Raw genomic sequence first — 25,445 nt, 5'->3', positions numbered from 1 at the left:
CTGCTGCGCGCGCCCGCGCCGCGCCTGGCCCCTGATCTCCCCCGAATGACCGACCCGACCGGCAGGACGCCCGTCGTCCTGCGCGCACCGAATAAAAACAATACTCACGGATGGCAGCCCGATGTTCGACACCCCCTCCACGCGCGGCATGGCCGGCGCGCAAGCCGCTGTTTTACCCGATAACTGGCACCACGACGCACCGTTCGACAGCGACCAGTGCGTGCATGGCCTGTTCGAAGCGCAGGTACGGCGGGCGCCGCACGCCATTGCCGCGCGCTATGGCGAGGATGCGCTGAGCTATGGCGAGCTCAATGCCAGGGCCAACCGCCTGGCCCATCACCTGCGCGCCCAGGGTGTCGGCCCGGACGTGCGGGTCGGCCTGTGCGTCGAGCGATCGCTGGACATGCTGGTGGCCGTGCTCGCGGTGCTCAAGACCGGGGGCGCCTACGTGCCGCTGGATCCCGCCTACCCGCGGGCGCGCCTGGCGCACATGCTGGCCGACAGCGCGCCGGCGGTACTGCTTGGCCACGGCCGGGCACTGTCGTTGCTCGCTGGCCTGGAGCAGGCGGCGGTGGTGCTCGACCTGGACGAGGAGCACGCCTGGGCCGACCAACCGGCCTTTGATCCCGACCCGCAGGCGATCGGCCTGACGCCCCGTCACCTGGCGTATGTGATCTATACCTCCGGCTCCACCGGCACCCCCAAGGGGGTGATGGTCGAGCACCGTGGCCTGGTTGCGTTGAGCGCCGCCTGGGGCCGCTACTATGCGCTGCAGGCACCATTGAATCACCTGCAAATGGCCGGTTTTTCGTTCGACGTGTTCAGCGCCGACCTGATCCGCGCGCTGGGCTTTGGCGGCACCCTGGTGCTCTGTCCGCGTGACACGCTGATGGACCCGCCCGCGTTGTACCGCCTGCTGAGCGAAGCGCAGGTGGGCTTCGGCGACTTCGTGCCGGCGGTGCTCAACCCGCTGATGGACTGGGCCGAGGCGAACGGTCGCGACCTGTCGTTCCTGCGCACCGTGGTGTGCGGCTCGGACGTCTGGACCGCCCACAGTGCCCGCCAGCTGCGCCGCCTGTGCGGCGAGCGGGTGCGGATCGTGCAGGCCTACGGCGTGACCGAGGCCAGTATCGACAGTACCTGCCACGAAGTACCGGCGCTCGATATCGCCGAGGCCGTGCTGCCTATCGGTCGACCGCTGGCCAACTGCCGCGTCTACCTGCTTGACGCGCAGGGGCAGGCGAGCGAGGAGGGGGAGTTGTACCTCGGCGGCGTCGGTGTCGCGCGCGGCTATCTGAATCTGCCGCAGTTGAGCGCCGAACGCTTCATCGACAACCCCTATGTGGCAGGTGAGCGCCTGTACCGCACCGGCGACCTGGCGCGCCTGAACGCCGATGGCCAGCTCGAGTTTCTTGGTCGCGGCGACCAGCAGGCCAAGCTGCGCGGCCTGCGCCTGGAACTGGGCGAAATCGAGGCACGCCTGGCGCAAGTGCCCGGCGTGCGGCAAAGCCTGGTGCTGCTGCGCCAGGACCCACCGGGCGAGCCGCGCCTGGTGGCCTACTACGCCGAGCAGCCGGGCGCCGGCTTGACCCCGGCGGCCCTGCGCGAACACCTTGGCGCGCATCTGCCGGACTACATGCTGCCGAGCGCCTACGTGGCGATGCCAGCCTTGCCCCTGACCGCCAATGGCAAGTTCGACCGCAGCGGCCTGCTCGCACCGCAGGCCGGTGACTTCGAGCAAGCGCACTACCTGGCGCCGCAGGGCACGCTGGAAACCACCCTGGCGGCCATCTGGGCCGAGGTACTGGGCCTGGCGCGGGTCGGGCGCGACGACCACTTCTTTGCCCTCGGCGGTCATTCGCTGCTGGTCATGCGCATCCTGGCCAGGGTGCGCCAGGAACTGGCCCGCGAAGTGGCGCCGGCGCTGCTGTTCGAAAACCCGCGGCTCAAGGACTTCGCCGAGCATCTCCAGGCCAGCCGGGACGAGGCGCGCATGCCGATCGTCGCAATCGAACGATCCGGCGCGCAAACGTTGTCGTCCGCCCAGCAGCGCTTGTGGTTCCTGGCCCAGCTGGAAGGCGGCAATGCCGCCTACCACATGCCGCTGAACCTGTGCATCAAGGGCCCGCTGCAGGTGACGACACTGGTCGCGAGCCTGGACCGCCTGGTGGCCCGCCACGAAGCACTGCGCACCACCTTCGCCAGCATCGAGGGCGAGGGTCGCCAGCTCATCGGTGCCGCGGACCAGGGCATGGCCTTCAGCCAGGTCGACCTGCACGGCCTGCCTGATGCGCAGTCGCGACTGGAGGCGTTGATCGAGGAGGAGGGCGCAAGGCCCTTCGACCTGGCCCAAGGGCCGCTGATGCGTGCCTGCCTGGTACGCCTGGCGGTGGACGAGCATGCGCTGCTGCTGACCCAGCATCACATCATCTCCGATGGTTGGTCGGTAGGCGTGCTGACCCGTGACCTGGAGGCGCTGTATGCCGCTGCCGTGCAAGGCCGCGAGGCCGTGTTGCCTGCACTGGCGGTGCAATACGTGGACTATGCCGCCTGGCACCGGCAGTGGCTCGCCGGCGAGCGCCTGGCCGGCCAACGCCGCTACTGGCGACAGGCGCTGGAAGGCGCGCCGGCGCTGTTGACGCTGCCGACCGACCACCCGCGCCCGGCCGTGCAGGACTATCGCGGCGGCTACCTGCCGCTGGTGCTGGACCGCGCCCTGACCGCACGCCTGAAGGCACTGTGCGCCGCTCAGGGCACCACGCTGTTCATGGCCCTGCTGGGCGCCTGGTCGCTGCTGCTGATGCGCCTGTCCGGCCAGGACGACGTGGTCATCGGCGTACCCTCGGCCAACCGCCCGGACCCGGCGCTGGACGGGCTGATCGGCTTCTTCGTCAACACCCTGGCCTTGCGCGTTACCCGCAGCGGCGCCCCTTCGCTGACGCAATGGCTGCGCCAGGCCCGCCAGCTGACGTTGCAGGCCCAGGCCCACCAGGACCTGCCCTTCGAACAGGTGGTGGAACTGCTCAACCCGTCGCGCAGCCTGGCCTACAGCCCGTTGTTCCAGGTGCTGTTCGCCTGGGAGCAGGATCAGGGCCAGACCCTGGCCTTGCCGGGCCTTGAAGTCAGCACCGTGCCGGCGCGCCAGCGGGTGGCCAAGTTCGACCTGCAACTGGCGTTGAGCGAACGCGATGGGGAGATCGTCGGCGGCCTGGAGTACGCCAGCGGGCTGTTCGAGCCCGCTACCGTGGCGCGTTTCGGCGAATACCTGCGCCGCCTGTTGCAGGCCATGGTCGATGAGCCCGCGCAGTCGATCGCCACGCTCGAGCTGGTGGACGGCGCTGAGCGCGGGCAGGTCCTGGAGGCCTTCAACCGCACGGCCCGCGACACCGCCAGCCAGCCGGGTTGCATGGCGCGCCTGGAGGTAATGGCCCGGCGCGAGCCGGATGCCGTGGCGCTGGTCGCCGAAGGGCAGTCCCTGAGCTACGCCGAATTGAACCGCGCGGCCAACCGCCTGGCCCACCACCTGATCGCCCAAGGTGTCGGCCCCGAGCAGCGGGTCGGCCTGTGCCTGGAACGCTCGGCGCAGATGGTCGTTGGCCTGCTGGCGATCCTAAAGGCGGGCGCGGCCTATGTGCCGTTCGATCCGGCCTATCCGGCCGAGCGCCTGGCCTTCATGCTCGCCGACGCCGCGCCAAGCCTGCTGTTGACCCAGGCCTCACTGTGCCCGGGCCTGCCGCAGGCGGTCGAGCTGCTGTGCCTGGACCGCGACGCGGCCCGCTGGGCCGGCTGCCCGGCCAGCGATCCGCAGGTGGTGATAAGCCCGGCGAACCTCGGTTATGTGCTGTACACCTCCGGCTCGACCGGGCGGCCCAAGGGCGTGGCCCATAGCCGCCGCGCCCTGGACAACCTGATCGGCTGGCAACTGGACGACGACCCGGCGCCGCGCCGGGTGCTGCAGTTCGCCTCGCTGAACTTCGACGTGTCGTTCCAGGAGATCTGCAGCACCCTGTGCCAGGGTGGCACCCTGCTGCTGATGAGCGAAGCCGGGCGCAAGGACCTGGCCGCCCTGCGCCCGACCCTGGTGGCCCAGGAGGCGGGGCGCGCCTTCCTGCCGTTCGCCGTGCTGCAACAGCTGGCCGCGCTGACTGAGGCCGGCGCTCCCGTGCCGGCTGGAGGGTGCGAGATCGTCACCGCTGGCGAGGCGCTACAGGTCAACGATGCGCTGCGCACGTTGGTCCGCGGGCTGGGCGGCGCGCGCCTGCGCAACCAGTACGGGCCCACCGAGACCCATGTGGTCAGCCAGTTCAGCCTCGCCTGCGACGAGGCTGAACACTGGCCGGAACTGCCGCCGATCGGCAAACCGATCGCCAATGTGCGGCTCTATGTGCTGGACGGCGACCTCAATCCGCTGCCGGTGGGGGTGTCCGGCGAGCTGTATATTGCCGGCGCCTGTCTGGCCCGCGGCTACCTCAACCGCAGCGCAGTGAGTGCCGAGCGTTTCCTGCCTGACCCGTTCGGCACCGAGCCTGGCGCACGCATGTACCGCAGTGGCGACCTGGCGCGCTGGCAGGCCGACGGCAACCTCGAATACCTGGGCAGGGCGGACCACCAGGTCAAGCTGCGCGGTTTCCGTATCGAACTGGGCGAGATCGACAGCCTGCTGCGCCAGCAACCGGGCGTGCGCGACGCTGCCGTGCTGTTGCGCGAGGACGTCGCCGGCGACCCACGCCTGGTGGCCTACGTGGTTGGCGAACAAGCGCCGCAGACCCTGCGCGCCGCGTTGCAGCGCCAGTTGCCCGAGCACATGCTGCCCAGCGCCTGGGTCAGCCTGGGGCAACTGCCGCTGACCCGCAACGGCAAGCTCGACCGTCAGGCGTTGCCGGCGCCCGAGCGCGGCGGCGCGGCGCATTTCGAGGCGCCACGCGACGACACCGAGCGGCGCATGGCGCAGGTCTGGGCCGAGGTGCTCAAGTGCGAGCGGGTCGGCATCCATGACAACTTCTTCGACCTGGGCGGGCATTCGCTGCTGGCCACGCGCCTGGTCTACGCGATCAACCAGCGCTTGGGCACGCAGCTGTCGCTGAGCAGCCTGTTCCAGGCGCCCGTGCTGATGGACCTGGCCGCCCAGGCCAAAGCCACGGCGCACGGGCAGGCCGCGTCCGAGGTTCAGGCACTGCAGCCCGATCCTGCAAGCCGTCACGCGCCATTCCCGCTCACCGATATCCAGCAGGCCTACTGGTTCGGCCGCGAAGCCAGCGTCAGCCTCGGCGGCGTCAGCGCCCACGGCTACGAGGAGCTGCGCATCCCGGCGTTCGATATGCCGCGTTTCGAGGCCGCGCTCAACCGCATGATCCTGCGCCACGACATGCTGCGGGTGGTGTTCCTCGGCGATGGCTCCCAGCAGGTACTGGAGCAGGTGCCGCGCTACAGCATGGCCGTGCACGACCTGCGTGGCCTGGGCGCAGAGGCGGCCAACCAGGCCTTGCTGGCCACCCGCGAGCGTCAGTCGCACCAGGTGCTCGATGCCAGCCGCTGGCCGCTGTTCGACTTCAGTGTGTCGCTGCTCGACCATGGCATCAGCCACCTGCATATCAGCCTCGACGCGTTGGTGGTCGATGCCGCCAGCACGCAGATCCTCGCCCGCGAGCTGATGGGGTTCTATCACGACCCCGAGCTGGCGCTGCCCGAGCCGGGCGTGACCTTCCGCGACTATGTGCTGGCCGAGCGCCGGCTGCGCGCCGACCAGCGCTACGCGCAGGCCCTGGACTACTGGCGCGGGCGCATCGAGCACCTGGCCCCGGCCCCGGACCTGCCACGGGTATGCCAGCCGGAAAGCATCGCCAACCCGCACTTCACCCGGCGTGATCGCGACATGCCCGCGCCGCAGTGGGCCCAGCTCAAGGCCATGGCCCGACGCTTCGGCGTCACCCCGTCGGTGATGCTGTTGACCGCGTTCAGCGAGGTACTGGCGCTGTGGAGCCGGCAACCGCGCTTCACCCTCAGCCTGCCGCTGTTCAACCGCCTGCCGCTACACCCGCAGGTGGACGCGATCATCGGCGATTTCACCTCCCTGGTGCTGCTGGAGGTGGCCATCGACGGCAGCGCCAGCTTCACCGACAAGGCCCGCGCGGTGCAGGCACGCCTGTGGCAGGACATCGATCACTCGGTGGTCAGCGGCGTGCGCGTGCTGCGCGAATTGTCCCAGGCCCGCGGCGTGCAGCAGACGGCGATGCCGATCGTGTTCAACAGCACCCTGTCGGAAGCCGCGCCGGAGCTGGCCGAGTTCAACCTGGCCGACGCCCTGGGCGCGACGCTGGAACACAGCATCACCCAGACCCCGCACGTGTGGCTCGACCACACCCTGCTCGAGCTCGAAGGCCGCCTGCTGTTCAACTGGGACAGCATCGATGCATTGTTCCCCGAAGGCATGATCGGGCAGATGTTCGTCGCCTACAACGCGCTGCTCGATAGCCTGCTCGACCCTGAAGCCTGGGCCGCCAGCACGCCGCAGTTGCTGCCCCAGGCGCGCCTGCCGCTAGCGCCGGCGGCGCCACGAGACCTGCCGTTGATGCACGCGCTGTTCGAGCGCCAGGCCCTGGCCATGCCAGAGGCCGTCGCGGTGCTGGGTGCCCGTGAGCTCAGCTACGGCCAGCTGCGCCAGGAGGCCCGTCAACTGGCCGCACAGTTGCAAGCGCGCGGCGTGCAGCGCAATTGCCTGGTCGCGGTGGTGATGCAGCGTGGTTGGGAGCAGGTAGTGTCGACGCTGGCGATCCTGTATGCCGGCGGCGCCTACCTGCCGCTCGACCCGAACCTGCCCAAGGCGCGCTTGCAGCACATTCTCGAACGCGCCGAGGCCACCCTGGCGTTGACCCAGCCCGGCCTGCTGGAGCAGGTGGCGTGGCCGGCGCAGATCACCGCGCTGACGGTCAGCGAGCAGGCGCACAGCCCGGCCGAAGCGCTGCGCGAAGTGGACGTGCGTCCTGATGACCTTGCCTATGTGATCTACACCTCCGGCTCGACCGGTACGCCCAAGGGCGTGGTGATCGACCACCAGGGCGCGGTCAACACCTTGCTCGATATCAACCAGCGCTTCGCCGTGGGCCCGCAGGACCGCGTGCTGGCCATTTCGTCGCTGAGCTTCGACCTGTCGGTGTACGACTTCTTCGGCACTCTGGCGGCGGGCGCGGCGGTGGTGATGCTCGAGCCGCAGTTGAGCCTGGATCCTGCGCACTGGGCCGGCCTGGTCGAGGGTCATCGGGTGAGTGTGTGGAATTCGGTGCCGGCACTGCTGGGCATGCTCGTCGAGTACCTGGAGGGCGAGGGCAGGGCGCTGCCGGCGAGCCTGCGCCTGGCCATGCTGTCCGGCGACTGGATCCCGCTGGCGTTGCCCGAACGCGCCCGGGCACTGCGCCCGGGGTTGCAGATGATGAGCCTGGGCGGGGCCACCGAGGCGTCGATCTGGTCGATCGGCTACCCGATCACCCAGGTCGATCCGGCGTGGCGCAGCATTCCCTACGGCAAGGCCCTGGATCACCAGCGTTTCCACGTGCTGGACGAGGCCCTGCAGGTGCGCCCGACCTGGGCCGCCGGCCACCTGTACATCGGCGGGATTGGCCTGGCCAAGGGCTATTGGCGCGACGAGGCGCTGAGCGCCAGGAGCTTCTTCGACCACCCGCTGAGCGGCGAGCGCCTGTACCGCACCGGCGATCTCGGGCGCCTGCTGCCCGACGGCAACATCGAGTTCCTCGGCCGCGACGACAACCAGGTCAAGGTCCAGGGCTATCGCATCGAGCTGGGCGAGATCGAGGCCGTGCTCAATCGTCACCCGGGCGTGCACAGCGCGGTGGTGCGCATCCTCGGCGAGGCCCAGGCGCAAAAACGCCTGGCCGGCTACGTGCTCAAGGCCGACCCGGCGCTGCAGGCTGGCGACTTCGCTGGCTACCTGGCCGACAAGCTGCCGGCGTACATGCTGCCGTCATCGTTCACCTTCGTGGACGCCTGGCCGCTGTCGGCCAACGGCAAGGTCGACAAGAGCCGCCTGCCCGAACCCGAGCAGGCGCCGGCCAGCGGCCCGCAGTTGCTGCTCGAAGGCCCGCAGGAACAGCGTCTGGTGGCAATCCTCGAGCAGGTACTGGGCCAGCCGGCCATCGCCGCCGATGCCAACCTGCTGAGCCTTGGCGCCACCTCCATCGACATCGTGCGCATCAGCAACGCGCTGTCCAGCGAACTGGGCTTCCGTCCCCATGTGGCGCACCTGCTGGCGCAGCCGACCCTGCTCAACCTGCTGGCGCTGTACCGCCAGCGTCCCCAGCGTCACGAAGCGCCGAGGGCGCAGGTCGACGAGGTGCTGGACGATCCTCAGCAACGCGCACGCTTCAAGGCCGAGCAACGCGCACGGCGGCGTTTCGCCGACGATGCGCGGCAGGTGCCCCTGGGCGTGCCGGACGATCCGGCCTTTATCCAGCGTTATCGCGACTACCGCTCGGTGCGCCATTACCTGGAACAGCCGATCACCGCGCAGGCCTTTGCCGGGCTGCTGGCGATGCTGGCCCAGGGGCAGCTCGACGGCGAGGCGAAGTACCTGTTCCCCTCGGCCGGCGGCGCCTATCCGCTGCAGACCTACCTGTACATCAAGCCCGGGCGGGTGCTCGGTGTGCCCGGCGGCGCCTACTACCACGACCCGGTCGCTCATCGCCTGGTGGCCATGGGCGACGGTGCGCTGGATGCCGATACCTACGACTACTTCGTCAACCGGCCGGTGTACGAGGGCGCGGCGTTCGCGCTGTTCTTCGTTGCCGACCTGGCGGCTATCCGCCCGCTGTACGGTGACGGCAGCCGCGAATTCTGCCTGATCGAGGCCGGCGCCATGGCGCAGTTGCTGACCATGGCCGCGGCCGACCTGGGGCTGGGCCTGTGCGGCGTCGGTTCGGTGGAGGCGCGCCAGTTGGCCGGGTTGTTCGAGCTGGGCGCCGACCATGCGCTGGTCTATTCGATGGTGGGCGGCCTGCGCGCAGCCCATGCAGCGCCACCCACGCAGCCTGAGGTACTCGCCGTGACGGCGCAGGACGACAACGACATGGAGGAATTCGAAGTATGAACGCCCATCAACTGCTGGCGTTGTTCGATCGCCATGGCGTGGCCCTCGAAGTGGACGGCGACAAGCTGCGCTGCAAGGCGCCCAAGGGGTTTCTCGATGACGCGCTGATGGCGGCGCTGAAGACCCACAAACAGGCGTTGATCGCCTTGCTCGCAGCGCCGGACGACAGCGCGCCGATCCCGTGCCGTCCGCACGGGCAGGTCGATTGCCCGTTGTCCTTCTCGCAGCGGCAGTTGTGGTTCCTCGACCAACTGGCACCGGGCAACCCGTTCTACAACGTGCCCTCGGCGCTGCGGCTCAAGGGCCGGCTGGAGGCCGCCGTGCTGGAGCGAGCGCTGAACGTGCTGGTCGAACGCCATGCCATGTTGCGCACCACCTTCGCCAGCGTCGATGGCGAGCCGCGCCAGGTGGTGCACGCGAGCCTGCCGCTGACCCTGGCCGTGCTGGACCTGAGCCAGTTGCCCGAGGCGCTGCGCCAGGAGCGCCTGGCCGCCGCCGTCGAAGCCGAGGCCCGCGCGCCGTTCGACCTGGCCCAGGAGCCGCTGCTGCGCTCGACGCTGCTGCGCCTGGGCGATGAGGATCATGTGTGGCTGTACAGCGTGCACCATATCGTCGCCGACGGCTGGTCGATGGGGGTGATCCTGCACGAGGTCGCCAACGCCTACGACGCGCTGCTGCGCGGCGTGCCTGCGCGCCTTGCACCGCTGCCGATACAGTACGCCGACTACGCCTGCTGGCAGCGCCAACGCCTGGACGGCGCGGCGCTGCAGGGCCAGCTGGACTTCTGGCGGCGCACCCTGGCCGGTGCGCCGACCCTGCTGGAAATCCCCGGCGACCGCCCGCGCCCAGCCGTGCAGCGGTTCGTCGGCGCGACCTTCAGCTCGACACTGGGCGCCGACACCCTGGCCGAGCTCGACGCCTTGGCGCGGCACACCCAGGGCACGCGCTTCAATGTGCTGCTAGCTGCCCTGGACGTGCTGTTGTGGCGCTACAGCGGGCAGCGCGACCTGTGCGTGGGCACGCCGTTCGCCAACCGCGGCAGGGCCGAGCTCGAACCCCTGGTCGGGCACTTCGTCAACACCCTGGTGATCCGCCAGCAACTCGACCCGGCGCAGACCTTCGCCGAACTGCTGCGCGAAGTGCGCGGCAACATGCTGCAAATCCACGCGCACCACGACGTGCCGTTCGACCTGGTGGTCGAGGCGCTCAACCCACCCCGTGACCCCGGCCATTCGCCGCTGTTCCAGGTGATGATGGTGGTGCAGAACACCCCGGGCGCCGCCGTCGCGTTGCCGGGCCTGGAACTGTCGCCTCACGGTACCGGCAGCGCCACCGCCAAGTTCGACCTGGCATTCGAGTGGAGCGAGCGCGACGGTGCCCTGCACCTGCTGGTCGAATACAACACCGACCTGTTCGACCGATGCACCATCGAGCGCCTCAGTGGCCATTATCGCCATCTGCTCGCCCAGGTCGCCGCCGATGCCAAGCGGCCCTTGCGCGAGCTGTCGTTGCTGGATACGGCCGAGCGTGAGCAGGTGCTGCACGGCTGGAACCGGCCAGCGCCGCTGCCGACGCCGGTCGACTGCGTGCACCGCCTGGTCGAGGCGCAGGTGGCGCGCAACCCGCAGGCCTGCGCGGTGGTGTTCGAGGGCGAGGTGCTGAGCTATGCCGAACTCAATGCCCAGGCCAATCGCCTGGCGCGCCACCTGCGCACCCTGGGCGTCGGCCCGGATGTGCGCGTGGCGGTCTGCGTGGAGCGCTGCGCGGCATTGCCGGTGGCGCTGCTGGCGGTGCTCAAGGCCGGTGGCGCCTATGTGCCGCTGGACCCGGACTACCCGGTCGGGCGCCTGGGCCACATGCTGGGCGACAGCACCCCGGCGGTACTGCTGACCCTGGGCGCGGCCCGCGCCACCCTGGGCCAGGCCATGCAGGCCTCGGGCTGGGAGGCGCCGGTCCTCGACCTGCTGGCCGATGCCCCGTGCTGGGCGCACCTGGCCGCCGACAACCTGGCTGCCCATGAAGTGGGCGTGACCCCCGAGCATTTGGCCTACGTGATCTACACCTCGGGCACCACCGGCCTGCCCAAGGGCGTGATGGTCGCGCATCGCGGGCTGGGCAACCTGCTGCTGTGGTGCCTGGGCGTATGCGGCGAGGCCGGGGCGATGCTGCACAAGATCCCGTTCGGCTTCGACGCCTCGGCGTGGGAAACCTTCTGGCCGCTGGCCACCGGCGGGCGCCTGGTGATCGCCCGGCCCGGCGGGCACCTGGAGCCTGGCTACCTGGCCCGGCTGGTACGCGAGCAGGGCGTCACCGCGATGGTGTTCGTGCCGGCCATGCTGCAGCTGTTCCTGGAGGTGGAGGAGGCCAGCCTGTGCCACGGCCTGAGCGATGTGTTCTGCGGCGGCGGCGAACTGTCGCCGGCCCTGGCCCGGCTGTTGCGCGCACGCCTGCCCAAGGCGCGGCTGCACAACGTCTACGGGCCGACCGAGACCACGGTCATCAACAGCATCTGGACCCTGGCGCCGGGTGACGCGGTGCCGGCCCTGCGCTTGCCGATCGGCCGGCCCATCGCCAACAACCGCTTCCATGTGCTCGACGACTTCGATGCGCCGGTGCCGCCCGGTGTCACCGGCCACCTGCACATTGGCGGCGTGGGCGTGGCCCGTGGCTACCTCGGGTTGCCGGCGCTGACCGCCGAACGCTTCATCGACAGCCCGTTCGTGCCCGGTGATCGCCTCTACCGCAGCGGCGACCTGGCCCGCTACCGCGCCGACGGGCAACTGGAGTTCCTGGGACGCGACGACTTCCAGGTCAAGCTGCGCGGCGTGCGCCTGGAACTGAGCGAGGTCGAGGCGCGGCTGCAGGCCTTCCCCGGGATCACGGCCAGCGTGGTACTGATGCTCGGCGAGCAGGCCGAGCACCAGCGCCTGGTGGCTTGCTGCGTGGCGCCCGCCAGGCCGGACGAACAGGCCGTGCGCGCGCACCTGGCCGACACCTTGCCCAGCGCCGTGCTGCCCAGCAGCTATCTGTGGCTCGACGCCATGCCGCTGACCGCCAACGGCAAGGTCGATCGCCAAGCGCTGGCCGAGCGCGCCGAACACGACCTGGCCGCGCGCCAGGTCAACCTCGGCAGCCCCCGCGACCATATCGAACTGACCCTCTACCAGATCTGGAAAGGCCTGCTGCTGGCCCCACAGATCGGCATTCGCGACAACTTCTTCGCCGTCGGCGGCACCTCCATCGCCGCGGTCAAGATGGCCTACCAGATCGGCCAGGCCTTCGAGGTCGAGGTCCCGGCGCGGGTGGTACTCGGCCACCCGACCATCGAGGCCCTGGGCGGTTGGCTGCGAAACGGGGCCGCCACCCAAGGGGACAACGGCAACCTGATCACCTTCCGCCAGGGCGAGGGGCGGCACAACGTGGTGTGTATCCACCCGGCCGGCGGTACCGCGTTCTGCTACCTGTCACTGGCCAAGGAGCTGCCCGAGGCAGTTGGCGTGTACGGCGTGCAATCGCCGGGGCTCAACCCCGGCGAAGCCACCGAGCCCACGGTCGAGGCGATGGCCGATGCCTACCTGCGCCTGATCGAGCCCTTGACGCACGGCCCGCTGCTGCTCACCGGGCTGTCGTTCGGCGGCCTGGTGGCCTACGAGATGGCCCGGCGTCTGCGCCTGGCCGGACACCGGCAAGTCAGCGTGGTCCTGCTCGACACCCAGGGTTCGGACGATCCGGCCTTCCGGGCGCAGATCGGTACCGTCGACATGGCCGAGTTCCGCGACAAGCTGGTGCGTTTCAACGGCATGTACCCCGGTATCGAGGACGCCCAGGTCGAGCGCTACTTCCACGTCTACAACCATAACCGCCTGGCCATGGCCGCCTACGCCTGCCCACCCCAGGCCGGGCGGGTGGTGCTGGTGCAGGCGCGGGAAGACATGGCTCGCGGGCAGTTGCGCGGGCTGCGGGCGTTCTGGCGGCGCCGCGCCGCTGATGGCTACCTGGCCACGCTGGTGCAGGGCGGCCACTGGGACATGCTTGAAAGCGCCGAGATCCATCGGGTGTCACGCACCCTCCAGCGTGAACTGCGACGTTTCGACGCCCAGGAGGGCAAATGATGAGCGTGCTCCAGGACACCGTGCTTGCGCGCTTCGCCGCCCAGGTACAGCGCACCCCGCAAGCCCTGGCGGTGATCGATCAACAGGTGCGGCTGAGCTATGCGCAGCTGGCCGGCGCCAGTGAACGCATCGCCCGGGGCTTGCAGGCGCGGGGCGTGCTGCCGGGCCAGGCGCTTGCGCTCTACCTGCCGCGAGGCTGGCAGGGGGTGGCGGCGCTGCTCGGCGCGCTCAAGGCCGGCGCCGTGGTGATGCCGCTGGACCGCGCCAGCCCCGGCGAGCGCCGGGCATTGATGCTGGCCGATGCCGACTGTGTCGGTGTGCTGAGCCTGGCGGATGCGCCCCAAGGGCTGCCGGGGCCGTGGGAGGCCAGTGTCGAAGCGCTGCTGGACTACCCCGAGCAACCGGCGCAGCCGTTGCCGCAGGCCTTCGCCGAGGTGATGTGCCTGTTCTATACCTCCGGCACCACCGGCATGCCCAAGGGCGTGGAGGTGGGGGAGCGCGGCCTGCTGCGCCTGGCGCAGGCCGGCAGCTATATCGATATCCGCCCCGGCGACCGTTTTGCCTGCCTGTCCAACCCGGCCTTCGATGCCTGCAGCTTCGAACTGTGGGCACCGCTGCTCAACGGGGGCTGCTGCGTGATGATCGCCGACCACGACCTGCTCGACGCCCGGCGCCTGGCCGAGGTGCTCGAGGCGCAGCGGGTCGACACCCTGTTCATCACGGTGTCGCTGTTCAATACCCTGAGCGCGGAGTACCCGGCCTGCTTCACCAGCCTGCGCCAGGTGCTGACCGGCGGCGAGCAGGTCGGCGCCGTGGCGCTGCGCGCCTGGTACCAGGCCAATCCGCAAAGCACCTGCCGCCTGTTCAACGTGTACGGCCCCACCGAATGCACCACCTTTGCCCTGTGCCATGCAATCCCACGGGAGTTTGCCGGCGACAGCGTGCCCATCGGCCTGCCGTTGCCGGACACCGGCCTCCAGGTGCTCGACGTAGACCAGCAACCGGTGGCGGCGGGCGAGGTGGGCGAGCTGTACCTCAGCGGGAGCGGCGTGGCCCGTGGCTACCGCAACCGCCCCGAGGAGACTGCGCGCGGATTTGTGGCGCTGCCTACGGCGGATGGCGACTTGCAGATGCACTACCGCACCGGCGACCTGGTGCGCATCAACGCGCAAGGGCTGGTCGAGTGCCTGGGGCGGGTAGACCGGCAGGTCAAGGTCCGCGGCTTCCGTATCGAGCCGGGCGAGGTTGAGCAGCGCCTGCGCGAACATCCCCAGGTCGCGCAGGCCTATGTCTGCAGCCGTCGGCAGGCCGCCGAGGACCACCAGTTGCTGGCCTTCCTGGTGCCACGCGAGACGTTGGACTACCGCGAGTTCGAGTCTTATCTGCGCAAGCATCTGGCGCCCTGGATGCGCCCGCAGCAACTGTTCCAGGTGCCGCGCCTGCCGCTGACCGCCAACGGCAAGATCGACCAGGCCGAGTTGCTGGCCCAGGCCACCGTGCCTTGGCGTGCGCCAGCCGAGGCGGGCATGCAGTCGCCGCAACTGCACTGGCTGCTGGAGCAGGCCCGTGGACTGCTTGGCCAGGCCGCCCTGGGCGCCGGGGACGACTGGCTCGGCAGTGGCGGCGATTCGCTCAAAGCCATGCGCCTGTGTTCGGCGATCCGCAGCCACTGGCACCAGGAAATCGCTATCGGGACATTGCTCGAGGAGCCGTTCGCCGCATTGGCCATGCGCCTGGAGCACGGGCAGGGCGGGGCCACGGCCTATCCGCCCGCGCCGGCCCCCCATGGCAGCCAGGCCGGCCCGGCCAGCAGCGAACAGCGCCGCCTGTGGCTCGAACAGCAACGCTTGCCCGAATCGACCGCCTACAACGTGCCCATGGTGCTGCACCTGGCGCCGGGTGCGGACCCCGAGGCCCTCGCTGAAGCGCTGCGCCGCCTGGTGGCGCGCCATCCGGCGCTGCGTACCGCGTTCGTGGCAGGCGCCGACGGCCCGCAGCAGGCGATCACCGAGTCGGCCGCTGTCTGTCGGCTCCTGGCTCCCGGCCAATTGTCCGAGGACACCTGGCCAGCCTTCGCCAGCCTGGTGTTCGACACCCCCTTCGACCTGGCCAGCCCGAGCTTGCTGCGCGCCTGGGTGGCGCCGCATGCCGACGGCAGCTGCCGCCTGCTGCTGAATCTGCACCACAGCATCACCGACGGCTGGTCGATGAACCTGTTGTTCGACGATCTGGCCAGCCTGTACCAGGACATCCTGCAGGGGCGCGACAGCCAGGCACCGGCGCCGGCCCTGGACACCCTGGACTTTGCCCTGTGGCAGCGGCAATGGAGCGTCAGCCCGGCCTACCGTGAACAGCGCCGAGCCTTGGTGGCGTTGCACGCACGCCACGGCGAGGCGACCTCGCCGCGCCCGGCCAGGCATCCCGGCGATGCCCGGGGGCGCCTGTATCGCCAGCCACTGGGCGAACGGCGCAGCGCCGCCCTCGAACGCTTTTGCGCCGAGCAGCGCCTGACCCGCTTCGACGTCCTGTTCAGTGTCTTCGCCTGGAGCCTGCACGCGGTGGTCGGTTGCGAGTGCCCGCGGATCGCCAGCCCGGTGGCCAATCGGCCGCTGGCCGAGTTCGAGGCCAGCGTGGGCATGTTCGCCAACACCGTGCTGATCCCCACCGACCTGCGTGCAACGCAACCCCTCGGCGAGCAACTGCGCCGACAGACCGCCACCGTGCGTGAAGTGCTGGCCTTGCAGGACGTGGCCTTGGCCGATCTGGTCGAGGACCTGCGGCTGTCCTCGGGCAATACCCTGTTCGATTACCTGTTCGTGCTGGAAAACACCGACTACGCCAAGCTCGCCGCCGCCCCGTTGCGGGCCAGCCTGGAGCCGTACGCGACGCCGCAGGCCAAGTGCCCGCTGAGCTTGCTGGTGGTGGGCGGTGACGGGCCGCTGGAGTGCTGGTGGGAATACCAGTGCAGCCATTTCGAGGCCGAGGAGGTGACCGCGCTGGACTCGTTGCTGCACCAGGGCCTGGACCTGTTGCTGGCAGACCCCCAGGCGACCCTCGACACCCTGGTGGCGCCTTATCGGCAACGCCTGCCAGCGGCCAGCGAAGGCGCCGATGTCTGCCTGCCGTTCGTCACGCTGGCCGACTGGTTCGAGCATCAGGTGCAGGCAACCCCAAAGGCCACTGCGTTGGTGGCCGGACCGCGACAGCTGGACTACGCCGAACTGGATGCCCTGACCGACACCCTGGCGGCGACCCTGGCCAGCCGCTACGCAGGCGAAGGCCCGTTGACCATGGTGCTGCTGCTGGCCCCCTCGGTGGAGCACGTGGTCGCCTTGCTCGCCCTGGCCAAACTCAACATTACCGCCGTGCCGCTGGACCCGAGCTATCCGCTGACGGTACAGCGCCAGGTGCTGGCCCAGGCGCAAGCGTGCTGCGTGCTGTTCAGCACGGCCACGCAGGCGGCGTTGCAGGCGCTGGATGTCGACGCCAGCCGCTGCCAGCGGGTGAACCTCGACGCCGCGCCGGCAAGCCTGACGCGGCCCCGGCACCGCGGCGAGCGCCCGCTGTACACCCTGTTCACATCGGGCTCGACCGGTACGCCCAAAGGCGTGCAGGTGACCGATCGCACCCTGTGCAACCTGTTGCACTGGCAGCGCAATGCCGGACAGTTGCCAGCCCGTTCGGTGACCTTGCAGTTCTCCATGCTGTCGTTCGACGTGGCGTTCCAGGAGCTGTTCGGCACCTTGTGCGGCGGGGGTTGCTACCATCTGATCGAGCCGCGCTGGCGCCAGGATGCCGAGGCGCTGCTGGGGTATCTGCAACAGGCGCGCATCGAACGGCTGTTCCTGCCCTGCGTGGCCTTGCAGCACCTGGCGCAGACCGCCGTGGCCCAGGGCATCTATCCCGCGTCGTTGCGCGAGGTGGTGACGGCCGGCGAGCAGTTGCTGTGCAGCGAGGCGCTGCGCACCTGGTTCGAAGGTTTGCCCAAGGCCCGCCTGTTCAACCACTATGGCCCCACCGAAACCCATGTGGTCAGCGCCTACCGGCTGCCGCCGGATGTGCGCGCCTGGCCGCTGCGCGCGCCCATCGGCCAGGCGGTCGACAATGCCCGGCTGTTGCTGGTCGACGCCTTGGACCGCCCGGTGCCCAGCGGCAGCCAGGGTTACCTGCTGGTGGCCGGGGCAATGGTTGCCCGCTGCTATCTGGGCGATGCCGCGCTCAACGCCGAACGTTTCGTCGAACTGCCCCAGGCCGAGGGTGACCGCTGCCTGTACTACCGCACCGGCGACCTGGCCTGGGCCGACGCCGAGGGCTGCCTGCACTACGTGGGCCGTGACGACCAGCAGGTCAAGCTCAGCGGCCATCGCCTGGAACTGGGCCAGGTCGAGGCGGCGTTGATGGCGGTGAGCGGCGTGGCCAACGCCGTGGTGACGGTACAGGGCGAGACTGCGCGCCTGGCCGCCTGGCTGCAGCTTGCTGGCACGCCGCCGACGGTACAGGCCCTCGACCAACAGGTGGCGCGGCAGCTGCCGGCCCATGTGCGCATCGACCAGTACCGACGTATCGACGACTGGCCGCGCACCCCCAGCGGCAAGATCGAACGCAAGGCCCTGGTCGGGCAGGGTGAGCCGCTGGAACGGCGCCGCGTGGTGACGGGGGTGTCGAGCCCACTGGAGCTTGAACTGGCGACGCTGTTCCACGAGGTGATCGGCCACGCCATCGAGCCGCAGCAGACTTTCTTCGAGGCCGGCGCCACCAGCCTCGGCCTGATGCGCCTGCAGGCGCGCTACAGCCAGGCGCTGAGCCGTGCCCCGAGCATGGCCGAGCTGTTCGAACACGTGACGATCCGCCGTCTGGCCGCGCACCTGGCGCATGACGAGGCCACCCCGGCGCAGCGTGTGCGTGCCAGCGATGCCCGCGAGCAGCCGATGGCGATCATCGGCATGGCGGTCAACGTCGCCGGTGCCCGCGACCTTGGCGAGTTCTGGGCGATGGTCCAGGACAATGCGCTGGGTATCGAGCACTTCGCCGCTGCCGACGGCCTGGTCGGCGCCCGCAGCCAATTGCACGGCATGCTCGACTTCGATCCCGAGTACTTCGGCATCAGCCGCCAGGAGGCACGGCTGATGGACCCGCAGCAACGCCACCTGCTGATGGCCTGCGTGCAGGCCCTGCAGCACGCCGGCATCGTGCCGTCGAGCGAGGGCCCGCGCATCGGCCTGGTGGCCAGCTGTGGCGAGACCACCTACTTCCAGCAGATGCTGCGCGAGCAGGGCGCCGGCGAGTTGCCGGACGGCTTCCAGCTGGCCCTGCACCACGACAAGGACTTCCTCGCCACCAAGGCCGCCTACCACCTGGACTTCACCGGGCCGGCGCTGAGCGTGCAGGCCGCCTGCGGCAGCTCGCTGATCGGCGTGCACCTGGCCTGCAACCTGTTGCGCCAGGGCGACAGCGACCTGATGCTGGCGGCCGGGGTGCTGATCGACCCGACCCTGGCCGACGGTTACCGCCACCGTTCGCAGCACATCTTCTCCCGCGACGGGCTGTGCAAGCCCTTCAGCGAAGACGCCAGCGGCACCCTCGGCGCCAGCGGCTACGGGGTGGTGGTGCTCAAGCCACTGGCCCGCGCCCGCGCCGATGGCGACCGTATCTACGCGCTGGTGGAAGGCTCGGCGCTGAACAACGATGGCCGCGCCAAGATGAGCTACACCGCGCCGTCGGTGGCCGGGCAGGGCGCGGTGATCGCCCGGGCCCTGGACAAGGCCGGGGTGAGCGGCGGCGCCATCGGCTACGTCGAGGCCCATGGCACCGGCACCTTGCTCGGTGATCCGGTCGAGGTCGCCGCGCTGACCCAGGCATTCGGCGAGGCGCCGACGGGCAGTTGCGCGCTGGCCTCGGTGAAGAGCCAGATCGGCCACCTGGGCGCGGCGGCAGGCGTGGTCGGGCTGATCCGCGCCACGCTGGCGGTGTACCACGGGGTGATCCCGCCCAACCTGGGTTTCTCCGCCATCAACCCGCAGATCGACCTGGCGCGCTCGCCGTTCCATATCCCGACCACGGCGCAGCCCTGGCCGCAGGGGCTGCGGCGCATGGCCGGGGTGAGCAGTTTCGGCATCGGCGGCACCAATGCACATGTGATCGTCGGCGCGTTGCAGGCCGAGCCGCAGGTGCACGAAGCGGTGGCGCCACTGTTGCTGCTGTCGGCCCACAGTCGCACGGCCCTGGAGCGCGATATCAGCGTTGTCGGCGACTGGCTGCGGGCCAACCCCGGTGACGTGCCGGCGCTGCTGCGGCACCTGCAGGGCGGCCGTCGCCAGGGTCGCTGGCGTTTCGGGATGGTCTACCAGGCAGGCGATGCCCTGTCGCTGGCGGCGGTGCGCGAGGTCAGTCCCTCGTCGGTCCGGCTGCTGGCCAGCGAGCATGCGCCCCAGGCCGTGCTGGCAGCCTGGTATGAGGGGGCGCAGATCCAGTGGCCGAGCCGTTCGGCGGCGCCGCCCTGGAACCTGCCGCCATCCGCCTTCGACCTGGAAACCTACCGTTTCCAGGGGCACACGACGCCTGAGCGCAGGCCTCTGGCCGACTGGTTCCACCAGCGGCAATGGCAGCGCGTGCGGCGCCTGGGCACGGCGGCCGTGCACAAGGGCCAGCGGACGCTCGTGGTGTGCGCGCATGACGCCGCCGACGAAGGTGTGCTCGCGACCTTGGGCCAAGCCTGCCAGCGGGTCGTGCACGTGCGGGCGGGCAAGGGTTTCCGTCAGCTTGCCGCCGACCGTTTCGAACTGGACGTGTGCGATGCCCAGGCACTGGGCCGCCTGTTCGACGCACTGTCAGGGGCGCTGGACTGGCTGCACGCCTTGCCCTTGTCGGTGAGCGGCACGGTCGACGAGCGCAGCCTGGCGACGGCGCAATGGGCCTGCCTGGATACACCCGGCAGCCTGCTGCAGGCCTGGGGCCAGGCGCCGCGTGACGCCAGCCTGCGCCTGTGGCTGCTGTCCTGGCAGGCGTGCCCGGTGCAGGGCGCGGTGGCACGGCCGGAGTTGGCGGCCCTGGCGGGGGTGACCGAAGTGGCGCCCCAGGAGTACCCGCTGCGCGGCCATTGGCTGGACCTCCCGAGCCCGGCGCTGGGCGAGCACGCCAGCGCCCTGGCCACCTTGCTGGGCGAGCCTGAGGCGTTGCCCCGGCGCCTGGCCCTGCGCGACGGCTTCCTGTGGCAACCGCGGCTGGTGCCCAGCCCGCTGCCGGCGGCCCCGGCGCCGAGCCTCGCGCACACTGGCACGTTCCTGATCCTCGGTGCTGGCGGCATCGGCCGTACCCTGTGCCAGCACCTGCTGCGCGCCGAGGGGCGGCGCGTGGTGCTGCTGTCGCGTTCGCCGACGGTCGACATGGATCACCCGCGGGTCGACTGGGTGCAGGCCGACCTCGCCGATTTGACGCGTTGGCCCCAGGTACTCGAGGACCTGGCATGCCGCTACGGGCACTTCGACGGGGTGATCCACGCCGCAGGGGTCGGTGCCGGCAGCCTGATCCGGCATCGCGACGCCCGGGAGATGGCCACCGCCATGGCCGCCAAGACCCGTGGCCTGCTCGCCGTGGAGGCGCTGATCGCACGGATGACGCCCGGTTTCGTGCTGTACTGCTCGTCCATGTCGGCACTGTTCGGTGGCGTGGGGCACCTGGACTACGCCGCAGCCAGCGGCGTGCTCGACGGTTTTGCCCATTACCGCGCAACGGCCGACGAAGGCTGCCTGCGCCTGGGCATCAACTGGGATATCTGGCGCGACACCGGCATGGCCACCCGCACCCATGGCAGCGACGCGGCGCACCAGCAGCACCTCAAGGTCGGGCTGTCGGCGGCGGAAGGCTGCGAAGTGTTCGAGCGAGCCATGGCCGCGCAGCTGCCCCAGCTGCTGATCTCGACCACGTCACTGGAAACCGCCCGGCGCTTCTATCCTGTGCGTCATGGCGTGGCGCAAGCGCAACCCCAAGGCGTGCTGCAGGCGAGCGGGAGCGACCTGGCCGAGCGCCTGCGTGGCTGTCTGTGCCAGTGGCTGGGCGTGGACGCGCTGGCGGACGATGCGTCGCTGTACGACCTGGGCGCTGACTCGCTGACCCTGCTCGACCTGATCGATGAATTGCAGAGCGCCACCGGCCAGGTCGTGCAGTTGTCGCAGTTCAGCCCGCAGGTCAGCCTGGGCGAGGTGCTGGCCCTGGTTGCCGACCAGCCGGGGCAGGCCAAGGGTGACGGCGACCCATGGCGCCAGGCGCTGCGCATCGACACCTGGCAGCAGGGGGGCGGCCGTCAGTGGTTGTACCTGATCCACCCGGTCGGCGGTGACGTCCAGGCCTACCGCGAGCTGGCCACGGCGCTGCACCCGGACCTTTGCGTGCGGGTGATCGCCGACCCGGTGCTGAGCCAGCCGGCGCTGCCCAACCTCTCGCTGCAGGCCCGTGCGCAGCTGTACCTGGAGGCGATTCAGGCCGAACTGCCCGCCGGTGCACGCTGGAGCCTGCTGGGTTGGTCCTTCGGCGCCTGGGTGGCCCAGGCCCTGTGCGCCCTGGCCCTTGAAGCCGGGCGCGAGGCGCCGACGCTGTACCTGGTCGATCCACCCGCGCCGGATGCCGGCACCGAGTTGCAGCAGATCGACGAGGCGCAGATCCAGCAGGTGTTCGAACGGGAGTTCGCCCAGCGCAATGGCGACGCGGACGGCGCGCGCTATCTGGAGCGCCTGGTGACCTGCTGTCGCAACAACCTGGCGAGCATGCTGGGGCACGTACCGCCGATGCTGGCGGACACGCCCGGGCGGCTGTTCATCGCCACGCGGCCCAACCCCTACGGCATCGGCAGCGGCTGGCAGGCGCAGGACCTGCGCCAGGCCTGGCAGGCATTGCTGCCGGGCCTGAGCGACTGGGCGGCGCTGGATACCGATCACTATGGCATCGTCGCCGGCCCCTGGGCCCGGCAGATCGCCGAGGCGATCAATGCCGACCTGCAAGCGCAGGGAGAGGGTGCCCATGCTGGCTGAACAGATTACGCCACCTGTGTGGCTCAGCCCATTGCTGCGGGTGTTGCAGACCGGGCCATTGCCACTGCCGCTGGAGCGGCAGGCGTACTGGCGCCTGCTGCACCGGTGGCAGGCCGAGGTGGTGTTGCCGCTGCTCGCCGAGGCACTGCCCGAGCACGTCCAGGCGCTGCTCACGTTGCAACGCCTGCACCAACGCGCCGGCCTGGGGCTGCGCGGGCGTGTCGGTGAGTGGCGCGCCGCGCTCAGGCCGGTACTGTTGCCCGTGTTTCGCCGGGCCTACGACGCCGAGGCGGCTTACGCCCAGGCCTACGAGAGCGCCCTGGACTACGGCCAGGCGCCGAGCAACCAGGCGATGATCGCCGGCCAGTTCGGTGACGCCGGGGCTTTCGCCCGGCACTACGCGCAATTGAGCACCGAGGCCAATGCCCAGGCCTTCGCCACGGCCAATGCGGCGGCCAGCAGCGAGGTCGCCGCCCGCGCCTATGCCAACGCTGACGAACAGGCGTGCGCCAGTGTCGTCGGCGCCTTGGCGCGGGTCTGCAGCTGGGCCTGCGCGACCTCGACCGAGCAGCGCATGGCGCCGGCCATGCACCTGGCGGCGGGGCTGCAGCGCCTGGCGAGCCAAACCCATCAACACGCATCAGGGAGGGAAACATGGATCAACACGGATTGAACGCCATCGAACGGATTGCCGGCGCCCAGCGCACGCCGTACCGCAGCATCAGCGTGGAACGGCTGACTCCGATCATCGGTGCCGAGATCGCAGGGGTCGATTTGTCGCGCGACTTGCCGCCGGCGCAGTTGCTGGAGATCCGCCGGGCGTTCCTGGAAAACCACGTGCTGGTGTTTCGCGACCAGCAGCTCAGCGTCGAGCAGCACAAGGCCTTCGGCCGCCTGTTCGGCGAGCTGCGCGCCTTGCCGCTGGACGACATCGATGGCGACGACCCGGAGCTGGTGGTGATCCGCGCCAATGCGCAGTCACGCTTCGTCGCGGGCGAGACCTGGCACACCGACGGTACCGCCGACCTGGAGCCGTCCATGGGCTCGATGCTGTACGTGAAGGAAACCCCGGCCATCGCCACGGGCGGCGACACCCTGTTCGCCAACATGCACCTGGCGCTGGAGATGCTGTCGCCGGCCATGCAGGCATTTCTCGGCACCCTGACCGCCATCCATGACGGCGAGATCCCGTGGAAGGGCTACACGCCGCCGCCCGGCCTGCCCAAGACCGAGCACCCGGTGGTGGTGCGCCATCCCGAGACTGGGCGACCTTCGCTGTTCGTCAACTCGGGCTTCACCTCGCATATCGTGCAGCTGGCGGCCGGCGAGAGCCAGGTGCTGTTGAACATGCTGTTCGACCTGGTGGCCCGGGAGCCGGTGCTCAGTTGCCGGGTACGCTGGGCGCCGGGCACCCTGGTGTTCTGGGACAACCGCTGCACCCAGCACCATGCGGTGTGGGATTACTTCCCGCATTCACGCTATGGCGAGCGGGTGACGATTCTTGGTGGGCGGCCGCGGGCCTAGGCCATCTGCCGCAACAACTGATCGAGCACCAGCTCGCCAAACGCCAGGTTGCCATGCAGCGGATCATCGATTTCACAGAACTCGACCCGCTGCAGCCCCCGGTCGTCATTAGCGGCTGCGCGCACATCGACCAGTTCCACGCCCAGCCCGCGCAGGCGCTCCATCAGCAGCGCCTGCGCGGCCATGAACACCCGGCGGTCGGCCATCGGCGGCACCCGTTGCGGTGGCAGCACGGCGTACACCTTGACGCCCAGGGCCAGCGCCTGCTCGTAGAACGCCAGGGCGGGGCGCGACAGGGTGTCGATGATCGTGGCGAACAGCGGCCCGTCGAGGAAGCCGGGGTCGAACTCGCCATCCGGGCCCTGGTAGCACAGCCAGTTCTGGGTGGTGGCCAGGTAGTGCAGGCTCAAGCCTATGCTGCACACCAGCGGGCCGGGGATCCGCCCAAGGCTGGGGGCGTCGAGCTGGGCGAGGGCCTGGCGATACAGTTGCTCCAGCTCGGCGTCGCGCATTGCCACGTCGTCCGCCGTCAGGCTGAAGAAATCCACGCCGAAATCGCGCCCGGCACCCAGCGGCCCACCACCGAACGCCAGCCCCCGCGCCCTGGCGGCCAGGCCGACCACCGCGACATGGGAATCGCCCAGCAGCAGGAAACTAGGCGTAGTAGTCGAGCCTGGCGTCTTCACAGACAAGGTCCTCACAGGTTACGGACGGGGTGGCGACGCTTGCCGCGGGCGCGGCCTCGGCGGCGAGGCCGGCGAAGAACTGGCGCATGACGAAGGCCACGCCCTCGGGCGTCACCTCGCGCTGGTTGGGCTGGTAGAAGGCGCCCTTGAACGGGGTGCCGGTGATGATCTCGTAGGACGGGAAATAGTCCACCTCGGGCAGGTCCTGGCACAACTGGCCGGCCACGGCGCGCAGCACCGACTTGGAATAGGTGGTGGCGCTGAGCACGTGCTCGCCGGTGGCGCTGGCGGTCAGCGGCACCGGCGAGACGGTGAGCAACAGGCGCAGGCTTGGGTTCACCGCGCGCATCAGCGCGATGGCGTCGGTCATGGCCTGGCAAGTGTCGGTGAAGCCGAAGTTGCGGAACTGGTGGACCCGCGGGTCGAACTCGCCGCGCACGGTACCGGGGCACAGCGGATAGACCACGCCGGTGTCGCGGTGGACCCAGGCCTCGGTCAGGCCCAGGGTGAAGACGAACACCTTGGCGCGGCGCACCGCCAGGCGGATCGCTGCCAGGGTTGCCTGGCGCGAGGCGAACAACGCCTGCTCGCTGGCGAAACCAGCGGGCTCCACGCTGGGGCGGAACGGGTCGAAATAGCGTCCGTCATGCGCCCAGGTCTCGCCAGGCTGGGGCTGATCATCCAGCGCCCATTGCAACCACTGGCGCAGCATGGCCGGGGTATAGAGGTTGCCGGTGCGGAATGAGAACACCCCGTACTGACGCGCCTTGCGCTGCTCCTCGGGCAAGTCGGCCGGGGCTGGCTCGGCATCGAGCCAGTTCATTTCCCGGGCCACCAGGGCACGGCCGATGTGCTGGGCAAAGCAGGAACCGGCGGTGACGATGGCATCCTTGGCGTCGATCTCGAAGGCCGGCGACCACAGTTCGCCGACCTGTTCGGCGGGCCGCTCGGCGATCGCCGTGCGCCAGAAGGCGCGGGGCGGCAGGCATTGATAGGGGTTCAT

The 25,445-nt window shown here is 69.9% G+C and carries 7 protein-coding genes; 5 read left to right on the top strand and 2 right to left on the bottom strand.

What is annotated here, in order from left to right; genetic code table 11:
• Positions 1-148: 148 nt before the first annotated feature.
• Genes AAHK21_RS00280 through AAHK21_RS00260 form a run of 5 tightly spaced genes read left to right on the top strand, consistent with a single transcriptional unit; the run spans position 149 to position 23,756 of the window.
• Complete coding sequence (locus AAHK21_RS00280; RefSeq protein WP_367858924.1) at positions 149-9,097, top strand: amino acid adenylation domain-containing protein; 8,949 nt, start codon at positions 149-151, stop codon at positions 9,095-9,097.
• Entirely contained in the window at positions 9,094-13,209 is a 4,116-nt protein-coding gene (locus AAHK21_RS00275; RefSeq protein ID WP_367855965.1) for an amino acid adenylation domain-containing protein, read from the top strand. Before AAHK21_RS00280 ends, AAHK21_RS00275 begins: the two co-directional genes overlap by 4 nt.
• Positions 13,206-22,232 carry an amino acid adenylation domain-containing protein gene (locus AAHK21_RS00270; protein ID WP_367855964.1) on the top strand — a complete coding sequence of 3,009 codons (9,027 nt, stop codon included), beginning with the start codon at positions 13,206-13,208 and terminating at the stop codon, positions 22,230-22,232. Before AAHK21_RS00275 ends, AAHK21_RS00270 begins: the two co-directional genes overlap by 4 nt.
• Positions 22,222-22,905 (top strand): hypothetical protein, encoded by a 684-nt coding sequence (locus AAHK21_RS00265; RefSeq protein WP_367855963.1) that lies wholly within the window; start codon positions 22,222-22,224, stop codon positions 22,903-22,905. Before AAHK21_RS00270 ends, AAHK21_RS00265 begins: the two co-directional genes overlap by 11 nt.
• Positions 22,887-23,756 (top strand): TauD/TfdA dioxygenase family protein, encoded by an 870-nt coding sequence (locus AAHK21_RS00260; protein ID WP_367855962.1) that lies wholly within the window; start codon positions 22,887-22,889, stop codon positions 23,754-23,756. The genes AAHK21_RS00265 and AAHK21_RS00260 overlap by 19 nt, the downstream gene beginning before the upstream one ends.
• Here the strand turns inward: AAHK21_RS00260 and AAHK21_RS00255 are convergent.
• Complete coding sequence (locus AAHK21_RS00255; protein WP_367855961.1) at positions 23,753-24,442, bottom strand: hypothetical protein; 690 nt, start codon at positions 24,440-24,442, stop codon at positions 23,753-23,755. The two genes, AAHK21_RS00260 and AAHK21_RS00255, sit on opposite strands and share 4 nt — an antisense overlap.
• Positions 24,411-25,445 carry a GSCFA domain-containing protein gene (locus tag AAHK21_RS00250; RefSeq protein WP_367855960.1) on the bottom strand — a complete coding sequence of 345 codons (1,035 nt, stop codon included), beginning with the start codon at positions 25,443-25,445 and terminating at the stop codon, positions 24,411-24,413. The genes AAHK21_RS00255 and AAHK21_RS00250 overlap by 32 nt, the downstream gene beginning before the upstream one ends.

It is taken from the genome of Pseudomonas sp. TE50-2, assembly GCF_040813665.1.
Lineage (GTDB): Bacteria > Pseudomonadota > Gammaproteobacteria > Pseudomonadales > Pseudomonadaceae > Aquipseudomonas > Aquipseudomonas soli.
This window is presented reverse-complemented; position numbering and strand designations above follow the sequence as displayed.

Bases quoted from the DNA above. Each gene is read 5' to 3' on its own strand.
- AAHK21_RS00280 (WP_367858924.1), top strand. From the start codon at position 149: ATGGCCGGCGCGCAAGCCGCTGTTTTACCCGATAACTGGCACCACGAC.
- AAHK21_RS00250 (WP_367855960.1), bottom strand. From the start codon at position 25,445: ATGAACCCCTATCAATGCCTGCCGCCCCGCGCCTTCTGGCGCACGGCG.
- AAHK21_RS00265 (WP_367855963.1), top strand. From the start codon at position 22,222: ATGCTGGCTGAACAGATTACGCCACCTGTGTGGCTCAGCCCATTGCTG.
- AAHK21_RS00270 (WP_367855964.1), top strand. From the start codon at position 13,206: ATGATGAGCGTGCTCCAGGACACCGTGCTTGCGCGCTTCGCCGCCCAG.
- AAHK21_RS00275 (WP_367855965.1), top strand. From the start codon at position 9,094: ATGAACGCCCATCAACTGCTGGCGTTGTTCGATCGCCATGGCGTGGCC.
- AAHK21_RS00260 (WP_367855962.1), top strand. From the start codon at position 22,887: ATGGATCAACACGGATTGAACGCCATCGAACGGATTGCCGGCGCCCAG.